The sequence below is a fragment of the Streptomyces sp. DvalAA-43 genome, from assembly GCF_900091725.1.
GTDB lineage: Bacteria > Actinomycetota > Actinomycetes > Streptomycetales > Streptomycetaceae > Streptomyces > Streptomyces pulveraceus.
This window is the reverse complement of the sequence record NZ_FMBW01000040.1, coordinates 280,827-296,367: the sequence shown is the minus strand read 5'-3', so window position 1 is coordinate 296,367 and position 15,541 is coordinate 280,827. Positions and strand designations below refer to the sequence as shown.

The window sequence follows — 15,541 nt, the reverse complement described above, 5'->3', positions numbered from 1 at the left end:
CCGTCCGGACTCAGGAGGCCGTTCCGGCCGCCCGGAAGGCCCGCAGCCGGTGGTACGCCTCCAGGCCGTCCGGCACCCACTCCCACTCGCCGATCCGCTGGGCCAGCTCGTCATCGGTGAGGAAGGTGTGCCAGGCGACCTCCTCCACCTGCGGGTTCACCGGCAGCTCGCACCGTACCTGGTAGACGTACGACCACCAGGAGTGCCCGGCGTTCTCGTAGAGGAACTTGAAGAGCGGTTCCGGCCGGGGGAGCCCGGACACCCCGAGCTCCTCCCCGGCCTCCCGCAGCGCCGCCTCGTCGTACGACTCACCGGCGCCGACCACCCCGCCGACGAACATGTCGTAGTGGGACGGGAAGACCAGCTTGCCCGGGGTCCTGCGGTGCACGAAGAGCCGCCCCTCCGCATCCCGGACCTCGATGAAGGCACAGCGATGGCGAAGGCCCCGCGCGGTCGCCTCACCGCGCGGGGCCTGCCCCACGACCACGTCGTTCTCGTCGACGATGTCCAGGATCTCGTCAGAAGGAGTCATGCTCCTCATCCAACATCAGACCATCACGGGACGATCACCGACCCAGGACGGTGACGTGACGTGGACGGTCACTGCTCCAAGACGGATACGTGACGTGGACGGTCACTGACCCATGACGTACTTGACGGTCGGGCCCGTGGTCCAGCCGCCGTCCACGGCCAGCTCGGCACCGGTGATGTACGAGGCGGCGTCCGAGAGCAGGAAGGCGACCGCCTCCGCGATCTCCGGGGCCTCGCCGACCCGGCCCATCGGGGTGTTCGGGTAGTTGCCCTCGCCCTGCTGGATGCCGACGGACGCGGTCATCGGCGTGTAGACCATGCCCGGGTGCACCGAGTTCACCCGGATCCTCGCCGTGCCGAGCTCCACCGCGCCGACCTTGGTCAGCCCGCGTACGCCCCACTTCGAGGCGCCGTAGCTGGAGGTCAGGGCGAGGCCCATCAGACCGGCGGCCGAGGAGATGTTGACGATCGAACCGCCGCCGTTCTCCTTCATCACCGGGATCACCGTCTTCATGCCGATGAAGACGGCTGTCAGGTTGATGTCGATGACCTTGCGGAAGTGCTCGACCGTCTCGGTCTCCAGCGGCTGACCGGTCGACACCCCGGCGTTGTTGACCAGCCCGTCTATCCGTCCGAACTCGGCGAGGGCGAACTCCGCGACGCGCTGCCAGTCCTCCTCGGAGGTCACGTCGTGGTGCACGAAGCGGGCGTTGGCCCCCAGCTCCGCGGCGGTGGCGGCGCCCTCCTCGTCGAGCACGTCGGTGATCACCACACGGGCGCCGCCCGCCACCGCGAGGCGGGCGGCCTCGGCGCCCAGGCCCCGGGCGCCGCCGGTGATGATGACGGTCTTGTCGCTGAGGTTGCTCTTGTCGGTCATGTCGCTTCCTTCATGTGGTGCAGGTGGCAAGTGGTGCCGGTGGTGAATGGTGCGAGTGGTGCGATGGCCGGGGGGACGCGCGTGGTCACGCGCCGCCCGGCACGGGGGCGTGCAGGAACGCGGTGGTGGTCTCGACGAGATCGGCGAGGAAGAGCTCGTCGCCGGTCAGCGGTTCGGTGCCGTCGAGACGCTGGCGGGCGCGGTCGGCCAGCGCCGCGCCGATCAGGGTGAGCGCCAGGTCCAGGCGCTCCAGGCGCACCGGACCGGGCAGGCCGCCCAGGCAGTCGCCGACCCGGGCGATCAGGCGCCCGTAGTGGGTACCGTCCAGGACCGGGTGCAGCCGGCCGGTGCGCAGCCCGGTCTCATGGCTGAGCCTGGCCGAGATCCGCAGACAGCGGCGGCCGCGGTCGTCGGCGAGCAGGCTCGCCTCGGCCGTCACCAGCGCGGTGAGCAGCTCCCGTACGCCGCAGTCCGCGCCCAGCGCGTCGAGCAGGGGGGCTATCACCCGTTCCGTACGGGCCTGGCGGCCCGCCATCACGGCGTCGAGCAGCCCGGCCCGGGAGCCGAAGTGGTACTGGACCGCGGAGGGGTTGCTCTGCCCGGCCAGCCGGACGATGTCGCGCAGCTGGGCGCCGTCCGGGCCCTGCGCGGCGAAGACCTCCTCGGCCGCGCGGATCAGCTTGTCCCTGGTTTCCTGTCCGGACGTTCGCGCCATGGGGCCACTGTAATGCTGGCCATTATTAAAAACCAGTGCGGGCGGCCTCCCCGCAACCAGTGCGGGCGGCCTCCCCGGACCGGACGGCCCGCTCAGTTCGGCTGGAGGCTCTTCTCGCGGCGCCCGCCCACCGGCCCCTCCGGCATCGCCGGATGCAGCCCGAGCAGCACGATCCCGATGACGATCGCCGCGAGACCGGCGGCCTGCCAGGCCAGCGCGCCGGTGTCGGTGCGCAGCCGGTCGCCGAGGAAGCCGACGCCGCAGGCGATCCCGGCCAGTGGCTGGGAGGCGGTCAGCGGGGGCAGCGAGACCCGGAGCGGGCCCGTCTCGAAAGCGCTCTGCACCAGCAGCAGCCCCGTCACCCCCAGCACCACCACCGCGTACGGCTGCCACCCCGTCACCAGCGCCGTCCACCCGCCGCCGGACAGCCGCTGGCCGCTGACCCGGGTGAGCGCGTCCTGGAGTCCGTACAGCAGCCCGGCCGCCACCGCGAGCAGCGCGGGGGCGGCCGTCGAACGGGAGCGTTTGGCGACGGCGGTCAGCAGCAGTGCGGTGCCCACGACCACGCCGATCACCAGCCAGTGCCGCAGCGGACTGGTCACCGCCGCGCCGCCCTGCGGCTGGCCCGCCAGCAGAAAGGCGGCGACCCCGCCGGCCAGCAGCCAGAGCCCGGCCCAGCCCTGACGGCCGAGCCGCTGGCCGGTGCGATGGCGTGACAGGGCCATCGCGAAGAGCAGATTGGTCGCGAGGAGGGGTTCGACGACGGACACCTCGCCCTTGCCCAGGGCCAGGGCGCCCAGCACCATGCCGCAGACCATCAGCCCGATCCCGGCCAGCCAGCTCGGCACCCGCATCAGGTCCAGCAGCAGCCGGGGCGAGAGATAGTCGCTCCTCGGGGCGTGCGAGGCGGCGGCCTGCTGCAGGACGAAACCGAAGCCCAGGCAGCAGGCGGCACTCACGGCGAGCACGAGGACCAGCACCGACACGCTTCTACCTCAAGTCAGGCCAGAAGTGGGTGATTTGTATCGACGATAGCGCCTGTGTCCCACGGGTGCGGCCGGAGCGCGGCCGACCGGGCGGTTGACGCCGCAGCGGCCGGTGCAGAAGATCTGACGCACGAGTAACTTCCGGCTCCGGGGACGTCTCCGGGGACGTCTCCGGCACAGCGCCGGAGAGGGACCGCGGCCGTGACCGGATCGCCCCGACAAGGATGGAACCCATGGCGTACGACGCTGATGTGATCGTGATCGGGGCCGGGCTCGCCGGTCTGGTGGCCACCGCCGAGCTGGTGGACGCGGGCCGCTCGGTGATCCTGCTCGACCAGGAGCCCGAGCAGTCCCTCGGCGGCCAGGCGCACTGGTCCTTCGGCGGCCTCTTCCTCGTCGACTCGCCCGAGCAGCGCCGCATGCGGGTGAAGGACAGCCATGAGCTGGCCCTCCAGGACTGGCTCGGCACGGCGGGCTTCGACCGCGAGGAGGACCACTGGCCGCGGAAGTGGGCCGAGGCGTACGTCGACTTCGCGGCCGGTGAGAAGCGCTCCTGGCTGCACGCCCAGGGGGTGCGGATCTTCCCCGTCGTCGGCTGGGCCGAGCGCGGCGGCTACGACGCGACCGGCCACGGCAACTCCGTACCCCGCTTCCACATCACCTGGGGCACCGGCCCCGGCATCGTCGCCCCCTTCGAGCGCCGGGTCCGCGCGGGCGTCGCCAAGGGGCTCGTGACGTTCGCGTTCCGCCACCGGGTCACCGGCCTGGGCCGCACCGCGGGCGTCGTCGACACGGTCACCGGCGAGGTGCTGGAACCGAGCGCCGCCGCCCGGGGCACCGCGAGCAGCCGCCGGGCGACCGGCACCTTCGAGCTGAGGGCCCAGGCGGTGATCGTCACCTCCGGCGGCATCGGCGGCAACCACGACCTGGTGCGCAAGCAGTGGCCCGCCCGGCTCGGCACCCCGCCCGCGAAGATGCTCTCCGGCGTACCCGCCCATGTCGACGGGCTCATGCTCGGCATCGCCGAGGAGGCGGGCGCCCACCACATCAACCGCGACCGGATGTGGCACTACACCGAGGGCATCGAGAACTGGAACCCGATCTGGGCCAAGCACGGCATCCGGATCCTGCCCGGACCGTCCTCGCTCTGGTTCGACGCCCGCGGCAAGCGGCTGCCGGTCCCGCTCTTCCCGGGCTTCGACACCCTCGGCACCCTCGAACACATCATGAGGTCCGGCCACGACCACACCTGGTTCGTCCTCGACCGGAGGATCATCGGCAAGGAGTTCGCGCTCTCCGGCTCCGAGCAGAACCCGGATCTGACCGGAAAGTCGATCCGCGACGTGATCGGCCGGGCGCGGGCCGACGTACCGGCCCCGGTGAAGGCGTTCATGGACAACGGAGTGGACTTCGTCGTCGAGAAGGACCTCGCCGCGCTCGTCCGGGGCATGAACGCGCTCACCGGGGAGGCGCTGATCGACGAGGCCGAACTGCGCCGCGAGATCACCGCACGCGACCGCGAGATCGCCAACCCGTTCACCAAGGACCTCCAGATCACCGCGATCCACGGGGCCCGCGCCTACCTCGGCGACAAGCTGATCCGCACGGCCGCGCCGCACCGCATCCTCGACCCCAAGGCCGGCCCGCTGATCGCCGTACGGCTGAACATCCTGACCCGCAAGTCGCTCGGCGGGCTGGAGACCGACCTGTCCTCCCGGGTACTGACCGCGGACGGCACCCCCCTGGCCGGTGTGTACGCGGCGGGGGAGGCGGCCGGGTTCGGCGGCGGCGGGGTGCACGGCTACCGCTCGCTGGAAGGGACCTTCCTCGGCGGCTGCATATTCTCCGGCCGCGCGGCGGGGCGGGCGGCGGCGAAGGCGGTCGGATAGGACGGTCGGCCGGGGCGGGCAGAACGGGCACCGGTACCGGCCCGCCGCCCGTCCATGGGCACTGGTACAGGCCCGCCGCCCGTCCATGGGCACTGGTACCGGCCCGCCGCCCGTCGACGGGCAGCGCGATACGGGCCCGCTGCCCGTTCCGTACGGTCCAGGGTCGCCCGCCCCGTCCCCGGCGGACGTGGATAGGGTCGTGACGTGAAGATCCCGCGTCTCCTCGACGGCCGGCTGAAGCTCCGCCACCTGGTCCTCGTCGACGCGCTCTCCCGGCAGGGAAGTGTCGTCGGCGCCGCCGCGGAGCTCCATGTGACCCAGCCCGCCGCCACCCGCAGTCTGCACGAGCTGGAGGACATCCTCGGCGTCCCGCTCTACGAACGCGGACCCCGGGGCGTCACCGCCACCGTGTTCGGAGAGGCCTTCACCGAGCACGCCCGGTCCGTGCTCGCCCAGCTCGCGCAGGCGGGCCGCCATGTGGTGGAGCTGGCCGACGCCGACCGCGGCACGGTCATCGTCGGCACCCATCTGGCCGGTTCCAATGTGCTCCTGCCGCGGGCCATCGCCGACATCAAGAAGAAGCGCCCCTATCTGACGGTGATCGTCCGGGAGGCGTCGCCGGAGGCTCTGCTCCTGGAGCTGGAGGCCGGCCGGATCGACTTCGTCGTCGGCCGGCTCACCGTCCCCTCCGACGAGCGGACGGTACGCCGCAAGCTCTACGACGAGTCGGTCGAACTCGTGGTCAGGGCCTCGCACCCGCTGGCCGGGCAGAGCGCGGTGGAGCTCGCGGACCTGCCGGACTATCCCTGGATCCTGCCGGGCGCGGAGACCGCGTTGCGACGGGAGATCGAGGAGTTCTTCGCCCGGCACGGCATGCCGCTGCCGATGAACCGGGTCGAGACGACCTCATTCCTGACGGTCCGTCAACTCCTTTTGGAGACCGACGTCGTGGCGGCGCTGCCCAGCCTGATCACCCGGGATGACACCCGGATCGTCAGGCTGGCGGTACCGCTGGACCCGATCGGCCACAGCGTCGGGCTGACCCTGTCGGCCGCCCGCGCGCTGGGCCCCTCCGCGCAGGCGCTGATCCGGAGCCTGGAGGACATCGCCGCCGGAATGGCCCCGCAGGGCACGGACGGCGACGACTCCCTCCCGCGCTGACGGACCGGGCGGCCACTGCGTTTTGGCCCCCCGCACATTCCCTGCACCGAGCAGGACTGCCGGTGCCTCGGGGCGGGCATGTACCGCCCTTTCCATGATCTCAATCGTGTTGATCATCACGCCGTGCTCACCGAACGTATGAGCTAGCGTTCCGAAGCGTGATCAACACCTCTCTCCCCTCTGACCAGGCGACTTCAACCGTTGCCGCGCTGACGCGGGCGCTCTTCGGCGAACAACTGGCGCAGCTCCACGAGCCCTGGCGCAAGCTGTTCAGCACCGAGCCGTTCCGCTTCCGGGAAGGGCTGTCACCCGATGAACGCGCCGCGCTGTCCTACGAGCGTTTACACCTGATCAACGAGGCGCTCGAAGAACCGGAGGACTTCGTGGCCGACGTGGAACGACTCGCGGCACTCCACGAATGGGTCGGCCCGGTGGACGCGGGCCTGGGAACCGTGGCGAGCATCCACTACAACCTCTTCCTCGGCAGCCTCGTCGACCACGCATCGGGTCCGAAGCGCGACCTGGGGGAGTTCGCCCGTCTGCGGCGTACGGGAACGTTCCTGTGCACGGAGGCCGGGCACGGCAACAGCGCCTCGCAGCTGGAGACCACCGCCACGTACGACCGCACCACGGGCGAGTTCGTGCTGCACACTCCCCGTGCGGCCGCGGCCAAGTTCATGCCGAACACCAGCTCCACCGGCGGTCCCAAGTCCGCTGTCGTCGCCGCCCGGCTGATCACGGACGGCAAGGACCGGGGCGTCTTCCTGTTCCTCACCCGGCTCAGCGACGACGCCGGGCTCCCCATGCCCGGAGTCGGGATACGCAGGCTGCCGCAGACGGCCACCGCCCCTGTCGACCACTCCGTCACCTCCTTCGACCACGTCCGGCTGCCGTACGACGCACTCCTGCAGTCCGACCACGGGCGCCTCACGCCGGAAGGCGACTTCACCAGCTCGATCGGCAGCCCCCGCAAGCGTTTTCTGCACTCCATCGGCCGCGTCACCGCCGGCAAGCTCTGCATGAGCGGCTACAGCCTCGGTGTCATGCGCCACGCGCTCGCCGTGGCCGTACGGCATGCCCATACACGGCAGACCTCCGGTGTGTCGGCCCGCGGCAGCGTCCCGTTGTTCGCTCACCGCAGCCACCACGCCCCGCTCGTCGACGCCCTCGCCACCGGCTACGCCGCGACCCTTCTGCACCGGGCCGCGGTACGGCGGTGGGCGCAGGCACCGGAGTCGGAGCGGGAGAGCGGCGAGCGGTTCGCCGCCATAGCCAAGGGCTGGATCACCTGGCGGGCCCGCGCCGTCATGACCGAGTGCCGCGAACGCTGCGGCGCGCAGGGGCTCTTTCTGGCCAACGGAATCGCGGGCCAGCTGGCAGCCAACGAGGGGACCATCACGGCGGAAGGCGACAACCTTGTCATCTGGGTCAAGGCCGCCGGCGAGATGCTCCTCGGACACTTCACCCCGAAGGAGCCCCATGAGGCGGCGCCCGGGGACCGCGACCTCGGCGACCCGGACTTCCTCCAGGACCTGTTGGCGGGCATCGAGCGCATCTGGCACCAGCGCGCACGTACCCGCCTGCGCAGCGGAAAGGCCGGCGATCCCCTCAACCGATGGAACGCCACCGTCACACCGGCTCTGGAACTGGTCGACGCCTACGCCCACGCCCAGGCCGCCCAAGCTCTTCTGGACGCGGCCGCCCAGGCTCCGGACCCCGAGGCGCGGCGCCAGTTGCTTCTGCTGCACCGCCTGTTCGCCCTGCGCCGTGTCGCGGCGCACAGCGGAGACCTGCTCGCGGAGGGATATCTGACCAATGATCAGGTGAGGCGGCTTCCCGACGCGGCCGAGAGCGCCGTCGAGGACCTCGCACCCCACGCCATGACCCTCACGAACGGATTCGCCATCGCGGACGAGGTTCTCCTCGACCATCCCATCAACCGCCCCGGGGGCTTCGACGACGCCCTGCTGCCCGGGTGAGCCCCCGGGCAGGGAGGAACGGGCCGCACCCGGGGGACGGGTGCGGCCCGCTCCACGCCGTGGACGCGGACACGGCGCATGGGACGAGAACCGCGCACAAGAGGTGCGGAGGAGAAGAGGTGCGCGCGAGAACGGCCGCCGACACCTCGAACGCCGCGTCGGCCGCATGAACACGATTCCCGGCCCGGAACAGCCTCAGGCCGTGTCCGCCCCCGTCAGCCCCAGGAAGCGTTCCGCGTTGCCGTGCGTGATCAGCTCCCGGCTGCGGTCGTCGAGGAAGGCGCTCTTGCGGACCACCTGGCCGACCGGCCGTTCCCCCAGCGGGTACGGATAGTCGCTGCCCACCATCACCCGGTCCGCACCGACCGTGTCGACCAGCAGCCGCAGGGCCCGGTCGTCGAAGACGACCGAATCGACGTAGAACCGGCCCAGATAGTGCGAGGGCGGGCGCTCCGAGGTGCCGATGACATCGTTCCTGCCGTGCCAGGCGTTCTCCATCCGGCCGAGCCAGAACGCGAACGAGCCGCCGCCGTGCGCGAAACAGATCTTCAGCCGGTCGTCGATCCGGTCGAAGACCCCGCCCAGGATCAGCGCGAGGATCGACAGGTGGGTCTCGGCGGGCATGGCCGTGAGCCACTGCGCCATCCACCGGTCCAGTCGCGGCGAACTCGCCATGTCCCAGGGGTGCACGAACACCGGCACATCGAGCGAGGCGCAGTGCTGGAGGAAGGTGACGACCCCTTCGCTGTCCAGGTCGCGATCCCCGACATGGTTGCCGATCTCCACCCCCCGGTGCCCGTTGGCGATGCTCCGCTCCAGCTCGCGGCAGGCCGCGTCGGGATCCTGCAACGGCACCTGGCAGAACGGGATCAGCCGGTCCGGTGCCGGAGCGGTGATCTCCAGCGCGAGATCGTTGAAGATCCGCGAGACCTTGGCGGCCTCGGCCCCGCTGCGCCCGTAGGTGAAGAACGCCGGTGTGGGGGAGACCACTTGACGGTGCACTCCGTCCGCGTCCATGTCCCGCAGCCGGGTCCCGGCGTCCCAGGCATCGGCCTGGATCCGCCGGAACTCCTTGGAACCCATCATGATCATGGCGTCGGACTCGGACTCGATCCGCAGCCAGGGAGCGTCCGGACCGGCCTCCGCCGTCAGATCCGGCCAGCCGCGCGGAACGTAATGCGTGTGTACGTCGATCGTGCGGTCCACGCTCAGCCCTTCCCGGGATGCAGAGCACCGCACTCGGGGCACGTGCGCGCCGTCTCGTCGCCGTAGAACTCGGCGAAGACCGGCGGCAGATCCGCGACGATGTCCCGCACCTGGAGTTCGACCTCATGGATCTTCGTGGCGCACTCGGGGCAGTACCACTGGAACTTCTCCAGGGTGCCCTCCTCCCGGACCCGCTCGATGACCAGCCCGATCGAACCGGCGTCCGGCCGCTGCGGGGAGTGCGGCACATTGCCGGGCAGCAGCCAGACCTCGCCCTGCCGGATGTGTACGGTCCGCGGTCCGTCCTCGGTCATGAGGTTGACGTGCATATCGCCCTTGACCTGGTAGAACCACTCCTCGTACGGGTCGAGGTGGAAATCGGTCCGCTGGTTGGGCCCGCCGACGACCTGGACGATGAAGTCCTGGCCCAGGGACATGGTGCGGTTGTTCACCGGCGGCTTGAGCAGGTGCTCGTGCTCGGTGATCCAGCCCTGGAAATCGATGACCGGGGGAATGGCGGTCATGACGGCACCTCCGTGCTGTGGTCTGTGTGTGACGGGCGGGGCCGCGGCAGATGGGCGACGGCCTGGATCTCGATCAGCAGATGGGGATGCGGCAGCTGGTGCACCGCGACGGTCGTCCGGGTCGGTCCCCGCTCGTCGAAGAACTCGCCGTAGACCTCGTTGTATCCGCCGAAGTCGTTCATGGACACCAGATAGGTGGTGATCTGGGCGATGTCGGAGAGCTCGGCGCCCACCTCGGCGAGGATGTCCCGGATGTTCTCGATCACCGCCCGGGTCTGGGCCCGGATGTCCAGCTCCGTGGTGCCGAACTCATCGGCCTCGACCCCCACGAACGTGTTGTCGGGCCGGCGCGAACTGGTCCCGGAGACGAACACCAGGTCCCCGACGACCTTCACATGGGGGAAGCGCCCGCGCGGAGTGGCCTTGCCCTCGATCACCCGTGAGCCGCTCATCAGAACCCCTTCACTGCGACGGATCCCAGCCCCGCCACCTCGCACTCGGTGACGCCGGGCACCAGCCGCACGGCCGCCGTGGCCGCCCCCGCGAGTACCACCTGACCGGCCTTCAGCGGAATGCGGCGGCGTCGGCACATGTCCAGCAGCGCGTGGAGCGCGCGCACCGGGTCGCCGAGGATCGCGGCGGTCGAACCGACCGAGTCCGCCGTCGCGGTACGCAGCCGGACCGCCCGGTTGGCGACGCTCTCCAGGGGCCGCCACGGGCCGATCGCGTAACCGGCCGCGGAGGTGTTGTCCGCGACGACATCGGTGTACGTGAACCGGAAGTCCCGGTAACGCGAGTCGATGATCTCGATGGCCGGGGCCACCGCGTCCACACAGGACTCGATGCTCGTCAGCGGATCGTCCAGGTCCACGTCCCGGCCGAGCCGGTACGCGACCTCAGGCTCGGCCTTCGGGTGGATGAAGCGCGACAGATCGACCTCATCGCCGTCCGCGATCCTCATCGCGTCCGTCAGCCGGCCCACGATCACGTCGGAGACACCCATCTGGGCCATCTTCGCCTTGCTGGTGAACCCCAGCTTCACGCCCACGATCCGCTCGCCGCGCGCCACCCGCAGCGCCAGCAGCGCCGCCTGCACGGCGTACGCGTCGTCGATGTCGAACTCATGGCTGTCGGCGAGGCTCGGGGTGTCCCTGCGGGACGTCTGCGCCGTGTCGAGCCGTTGAGCCAATATGCCGGTCAGTTCCGCCGGAATCACTTGCTGCTCCCTTCCTTCAGGGCCTCGCGCCGCGCGGCCAGGTCCAGTGCGATGTCCACGATCAGGTCCTCCTGGCCGCCCACCATCTGCCTCCGTCCGACCTCCAGGAGGATCTCCCGGGTGTCGACCCCGTAGCGCCGCCCCGCACGTTCGGCGTGCAGCAGGAAGCTGGAGTAGACACCGGCGTAGCCGAGCGTCAGGGTCTCCCGGTCCACCTGGACCGGCCGGTCGCGCAGCGGGCGGATGATGTCGTCGGCGGCGTCCTGGAGCGCGAACAGATCGCAACCGTGCTCCCAGCCCAGCAGGTCCGCGACGGCGACGAACGGCTCCGCCGGGCAGTTCCCGGCCCCGGCGCCCTGCCCGGCCAGTGCCACGTCGACGCGGTACGCGCCGTGCTCCACGGCGGTCACGCTGTTCGCGACCGACAGCGAGAGGTTCTCGTGGGCATGGATACCGATCTCGGTCGCCTCGTCGAGCACCTCGCGGTACGCGTCGACCCGGTCGGCGACCTCACGCATCGTCAGACGCCCGCCGGAGTCGGTGACATAGACGCAGTGCGCGCCGTACGACTCCATCAGCGCGGCCTGACGGGCCAGGCCCCCGGGGGAGTTGAGATGGCTCATCATCAGGAACCCGGACACATCCATCCCGTTCTCCCGGGCCCAGGAGATGTGCTGCGCGCTGACGTCGGCCTCGGTGCAGTGCGTCGCGACGCGCACGCTGCGCACCCCGAGCGCGTGGGCCCGGCGCAGATGGTCGATCGTGCCGATGCCGGGCAGCAGCAGGGTGGTCAGCTTCGCGTGTTCGAGGACGTCCGCCGCGGCTTCGATCCACTCCTCGTCGCTGTGCGCGCCGAACCCGTAGTTCGCGCTCGAACCGCCGAGACCGTCACCGTGCGCGACCTCGATGGCCGCGACCCCGGACCGGTCGAGCGCGGCGACGATCCGGCGCACCTGGTCGACGGTGTACATGTGCCCCATGGCGTGCATGCCGTCGCGCAGGGTCACGTCCTGGACGTACAGCTTCATGAGGTCACCCATCCTCGGAGTGCGGCGATCTTCTCCGCGGTGCGGACCGCGGCGGAGGTCATGATGTCGAGATTGCCCGCGTAGTCGGGCAGGTAGTGGCCGGCGCCCAGCACCTCCAGGAACACCGAGACCCTGACCCCGGTGACCCGTCGGCCCAGGGCCGGGACGACGGTGTCCTCGACCGCGTCGAACTGGACGTCCTGCTTGAGCCGGTAGCCGGGCACGTACTCCCGTACCGACTGCGCCATCTGCTCGACGGAGGCCACGATCCGGTCCCGGTCGGCGTCGGACAGCTCGCCCTCGACGAGGCAGAAGACCGTGTCGCGCATGGCGAGCGGGGGCTCGGCCGGGTTGAGCACGATGATGGCCTTGCCCACCTCGGCGCCGCCGACCAGGCGGATCGCCGCACCGGTGGTCTCGGTGAACTCGTCGATATTGGCCCGGGTCCCGGGACCGGCCGACTTCGAGGCGATGGAGGCGACGATCTCCCCGTACGCGACCGGCGCGATCCGGGAGATCGCGGCGACGACCGGAATGGTCGCCTGACCGCCGCAGGTGACCATGTTGACGTCCCCGGCGGCGAGGTGCTCGTCGAGATTGACCGACGGCACCACGAACGGCCCGAGGGCCGCCGGAGTGAGGTCGATCATCAGCTTCCCGTGCTCCGCGGCGATCCGGGCGTTGCGCACATGGGCCTTGGCCGAGGTGGCGTCGAAGATGACCTTGATGTCGGCGAAGCCGGGCAGCTCCACCAGCCCGTCGATACCGCGGTGCGTGGTGGCCACCTTGAGCCGGGCGGCGCGGGCCAGGCCGTCGGAGTCAGGGTCGATGCCCACCATCGCGCCCATGCGCAGCGTCTTCGAGAGCCGCAGCACCTTGATCATGAGGTCGGTTCCGATGTTGCCGGACCCGATGACGGCGACCGGGACGGTGCCGGAAGCATGGCCGGCCGCTGTGCCGCCCGCGTGGGAACTCACTTGGTCTCCTCCTCGATGACTGCCTCGACCTCGCCGAGCCCGTCCAGTGCCAGCCGGTACCGGCCGGGACCGCCGATCGGCACCATCGGGCCCAGCGCCCCCGACATGACGACGTCTCCGGCGCGCAACGGCTGCTCTCGGGCGGCCAGTTCGCGTGCCAGCCAGGCCACGGCGACGACCGGGGAGCCCAGGCAGGCGTGTCCCGCGCCGAAGGAGACCGGCTCGCCGTCCCGCTGGAGCACCATGCCGACCCGGGACAGGTCGAGCCCGCTCAGCGGATACGGAGTGGTGCCGAGCACGAACGCCCCGCTGGAGGCGTTGTCGGCGACCGTGTCGGTGATGGCCAGGTCCCAGCCGGTGATCCGGGAATCGACGATCTCGATGGCGGGCAGCACGAACTCGGTGGCTCGCAGCACATCGGCGACGCCCGCCCCGGGCCGGTCGATGTCCTGGCCGAGCACGAAAGCGATCTCGCCCTCCGCACGCGGCTGGAGGAAGCGGTTCAGCGGCAGCGGTTCGGTGTGGGCGTACATCATGTCGTCGAAGAGCACCCCGAAGTCGGGGCGGAACACACCGAACTGCTGCTGTACGGAAGGCGCGGTGAGGCCGATCTTGGCGCCCACCACCCGGGCTCCGGCGGCGATCCGGCCGGCCGCGACCCGGCGTTGCACCTCATAGGCGGCGTCGATGTCCGCGCGGCCCAGGAACTCCCGGACGGGAGCGCACGGGGTGCGCGAGCCGGCGGCGGCGGTCAGCCGTGCCGCGGCCGACTCGATCCGTGCGGGCAGATCGGGGGAGTCGTGATCGGTCACAGCTGTACGCACACATTCGTCGGCTCGGTGTAGAAGTGCAGGGAGGACTCGCCGCCCTCGCGGCCGATGCCGGAGAGCCCGACACCGCCGAAGGGGGAGCGCAGATCGCGCAGGAACCAGGTGTTGACCCAGGCCATGCCGACGTTCATGGACTGCGCCACCCGGTGGCCGCGGCGCAGGTCGTTGGTCCACACGGAAGCCGCGAGACCGTACTCGGTGTCATTGGCCAGGGCGATGGCCTCCGCCTCGGTGTCGAAGGGGATCAGGGCGGCCACCGGGCCGAAGATCTCCTCGCGCACGGGCCGGTCGGCGTTGGTCAGGCCCGTCCACAGCGTCGGCTCGATCCACGAGCCGCCCGCGAGGCCGGGGCCGAGCTGCGGCACCCCGCCGCCGGTGAGCACCTTCGCCCCGGCCCGCTCGGCCAGGTCGAAGTAGCTCAGCACCTTGTCCCGGTGGGTCGGGGAGATCAGCGGTCCGGTGGTGGTCCGCTCGTCCAGTGGGTCGCCCAGCCGCAGGCTCCGGGCCCGCTCGGCGAGCCCCTCGGCGATATCGGCGAAGACCGAGCGCTGTACGTAGACCCGCTCGGTGCACAGGCAGACCTGGCCGGTGTTGGTGAAGACGGACTTGGTCAGCCCGGTCAGCGCCTCGTCGAGGTCGACGTCGTCGAAGACGACGGCGGCGTTCTTGCCGCCGAGTTCGAAGGAGACCGGACGGACGCGGGGCGCGACGGTCTTCATGACGTGCGAGCCGGTGGCCGACGAGCCGGTGAAGGTCACCCCGTCGATCCCCGGGTGCGAGGTCACGTACTCACCGGCGGAGTCGCCGCCGAAGCCGTGGACGACGTTGTACACCCCGGCGGGCAGCCCGACCTCGGCGAGTACCTCGGCCAGCAGCGTGGCGGTGGCCGGGGTCTCCTCACTGGGCTTGACGACCAGGGCGTTGCCGCAGGCCAGTGCGGGGGCGACCTTCCAGGTCAGCAGCAGGAGGGGCAGATTCCAGGGGACGACGACCGCGACGACGCCGAGCGGCTTGCGCACCGCGTAGTTGAGCGCCTGCCGGCCGCCCGCGAGGTCGGTGAGGAAGGACTCCTGGCCGGCGGCGGCCACCACGTCGGCGAAGGTGCGGAAGTTCGCCAGCGCGCGTGCGACATCCAGCTCCCGGGCCTGGGTGACCGGCTTGCCGGTGTCGGCGACCTCCGCCGCGACGAACTCCTCGAAGCGCTCCTCGATCCGGTCCGCGGCCCGGCGCAGCAGCGCGGCCCGCTCCCGTACCGGTGTCGTCGCCCACCCGTCGTGCAGGGCGCGCCGGGCCGCGTTCACCGCGCGGTCCACCAGCTCCCTGTCCGCCTCGTGCACCCGGGCGAACACCCGGCCGGTGGCGGGGTCGGTCTTGTCGAAGCTGCGGTTCTCGTCGGGCTCCACGAACTGCCCGGCCACGAAGTTGCGGATCCACCGCCCAGTCTCTGCCGTCATGCGTCCCACTGTGATCGGCACAGCCATGCCGGACAAATGCGATTCTCGTGCGGAGCCATAACTGAAATGGCATACCCAGGGTCCCGCGCATTGCGGATATCAGGTCTCCGCTATACCCGAACGGGTATGACTGGTCCCCGATTCGGCATTTGTGTGTCATGTCTCAGG

General features: G+C 70.8%; 15 protein-coding genes. 3 read left to right on the top strand and 12 right to left on the bottom strand.

Going from position 1 to position 15,541, the window contains the following annotated elements; genetic code table 11:
- Positions 1 to 10 precede the first annotated feature (10 nt).
- From GA0115234_RS13945 to GA0115234_RS13930, 4 genes are all read right to left on the bottom strand, one after another.
- Positions 11 to 532, bottom strand: a complete 522-nt coding sequence (locus tag GA0115234_RS13945) for an NUDIX hydrolase (RefSeq protein WP_093541390.1) — start codon at positions 530 to 532, stop codon at positions 11 to 13.
- A 102-nt stretch (positions 533 to 634) separates the two neighbouring features.
- Positions 635 to 1,408 carry a glucose 1-dehydrogenase gene (locus GA0115234_RS13940; protein ID WP_093541389.1) on the bottom strand — a complete coding sequence of 258 codons (774 nt, stop codon included), beginning with the start codon at positions 1,406 to 1,408 and terminating at the stop codon, positions 635 to 637.
- An 85-nt stretch (positions 1,409 to 1,493) separates the two neighbouring features.
- Positions 1,494 to 2,123, bottom strand: a complete 630-nt coding sequence (locus tag GA0115234_RS13935; protein WP_093541387.1) for a TetR/AcrR family transcriptional regulator — start codon at positions 2,121 to 2,123, stop codon at positions 1,494 to 1,496.
- 92 nt (positions 2,124 to 2,215) lie between these two features.
- Complete coding sequence (locus GA0115234_RS13930; RefSeq protein ID WP_093541385.1) at positions 2,216 to 3,109, bottom strand: DMT family transporter; 894 nt, start codon at positions 3,107 to 3,109, stop codon at positions 2,216 to 2,218.
- A gap of 233 nt (positions 3,110 to 3,342) precedes the next feature.
- Between GA0115234_RS13930 and GA0115234_RS13925 the strand changes: the two genes are divergently transcribed.
- From GA0115234_RS13925 to GA0115234_RS13915, 3 genes are all read left to right on the top strand, one after another.
- Positions 3,343 to 4,998, top strand: a complete 1,656-nt coding sequence (locus GA0115234_RS13925) for an FAD-binding dehydrogenase (RefSeq protein WP_093541383.1) — start codon at positions 3,343 to 3,345, stop codon at positions 4,996 to 4,998.
- A gap of 204 nt (positions 4,999 to 5,202) precedes the next feature.
- The gene (locus tag GA0115234_RS13920; RefSeq protein ID WP_093541381.1) at positions 5,203 to 6,159 is read left to right on the top strand and encodes a LysR substrate-binding domain-containing protein; all 957 of its coding nucleotides are present in this window, start codon (positions 5,203 to 5,205) and stop codon (positions 6,157 to 6,159) included.
- 158 nt (positions 6,160 to 6,317) lie between these two features.
- Complete coding sequence (locus GA0115234_RS13915) at positions 6,318 to 8,138, top strand: acyl-CoA dehydrogenase family protein (protein ID WP_093541380.1); 1,821 nt, start codon at positions 6,318 to 6,320, stop codon at positions 8,136 to 8,138.
- 195 nt (positions 8,139 to 8,333) lie between these two features.
- Here GA0115234_RS13915 and GA0115234_RS13910 read toward each other — a convergent pair whose 3' ends face one another.
- Genes GA0115234_RS13910 through GA0115234_RS13875 form a run of 8 tightly spaced genes read right to left on the bottom strand, consistent with a single transcriptional unit; the run spans position 8,334 to position 15,373 of the window.
- The gene (locus GA0115234_RS13910) at positions 8,334 to 9,344 is read right to left on the bottom strand and encodes an amidohydrolase family protein (RefSeq protein ID WP_093541378.1); all 1,011 of its coding nucleotides are present in this window, start codon (positions 9,342 to 9,344) and stop codon (positions 8,334 to 8,336) included.
- A gap of 2 nt (positions 9,345 to 9,346) precedes the next feature.
- Complete coding sequence (locus GA0115234_RS13905; RefSeq protein WP_093541376.1) at positions 9,347 to 9,868, bottom strand: 3-hydroxyanthranilate 3,4-dioxygenase; 522 nt, start codon at positions 9,866 to 9,868, stop codon at positions 9,347 to 9,349.
- Positions 9,865 to 10,320: a RidA family protein gene (locus GA0115234_RS13900; RefSeq protein ID WP_093541374.1), complete on the bottom strand. Its 456-nt coding sequence runs from the start codon at positions 10,318 to 10,320 to the stop codon at positions 9,865 to 9,867. Before GA0115234_RS13900 ends, GA0115234_RS13905 begins: the two co-directional genes overlap by 4 nt.
- Positions 10,320 to 11,084, bottom strand: coding sequence for a 2-keto-4-pentenoate hydratase (locus tag GA0115234_RS13895; protein ID WP_093541372.1), 765 nt, complete (start codon positions 11,082 to 11,084; stop codon positions 10,320 to 10,322). The genes GA0115234_RS13900 and GA0115234_RS13895 overlap by 1 nt, the downstream gene beginning before the upstream one ends.
- Positions 11,081 to 12,112 (bottom strand): 4-hydroxy-2-oxovalerate aldolase, encoded by a 1,032-nt coding sequence (gene dmpG, locus GA0115234_RS13890; RefSeq protein WP_093541370.1) that lies wholly within the window; start codon positions 12,110 to 12,112, stop codon positions 11,081 to 11,083. Before dmpG ends, GA0115234_RS13895 begins: the two co-directional genes overlap by 4 nt.
- On the bottom strand, positions 12,109 to 13,089 hold the full coding sequence (locus tag GA0115234_RS13885) for an acetaldehyde dehydrogenase (acetylating) (protein ID WP_093541368.1): 981 nt from the start codon (positions 13,087 to 13,089) through the stop codon (positions 12,109 to 12,111). Before GA0115234_RS13885 ends, dmpG begins: the two co-directional genes overlap by 4 nt.
- A complete protein-coding gene (locus GA0115234_RS13880; RefSeq protein WP_256088714.1) occupies positions 13,086 to 13,901 on the bottom strand; it encodes a 2-keto-4-pentenoate hydratase in 816 nt (271 codons plus the stop codon). The genes GA0115234_RS13885 and GA0115234_RS13880 overlap by 4 nt, the downstream gene beginning before the upstream one ends.
- On the bottom strand, positions 13,898 to 15,373 hold the full coding sequence (locus tag GA0115234_RS13875; RefSeq protein ID WP_093541631.1) for a 2-hydroxymuconic semialdehyde dehydrogenase: 1,476 nt from the start codon (positions 15,371 to 15,373) through the stop codon (positions 13,898 to 13,900). Before GA0115234_RS13875 ends, GA0115234_RS13880 begins: the two co-directional genes overlap by 4 nt.
- Between the last annotated feature and the right edge of the window lie 168 nt (positions 15,374 to 15,541).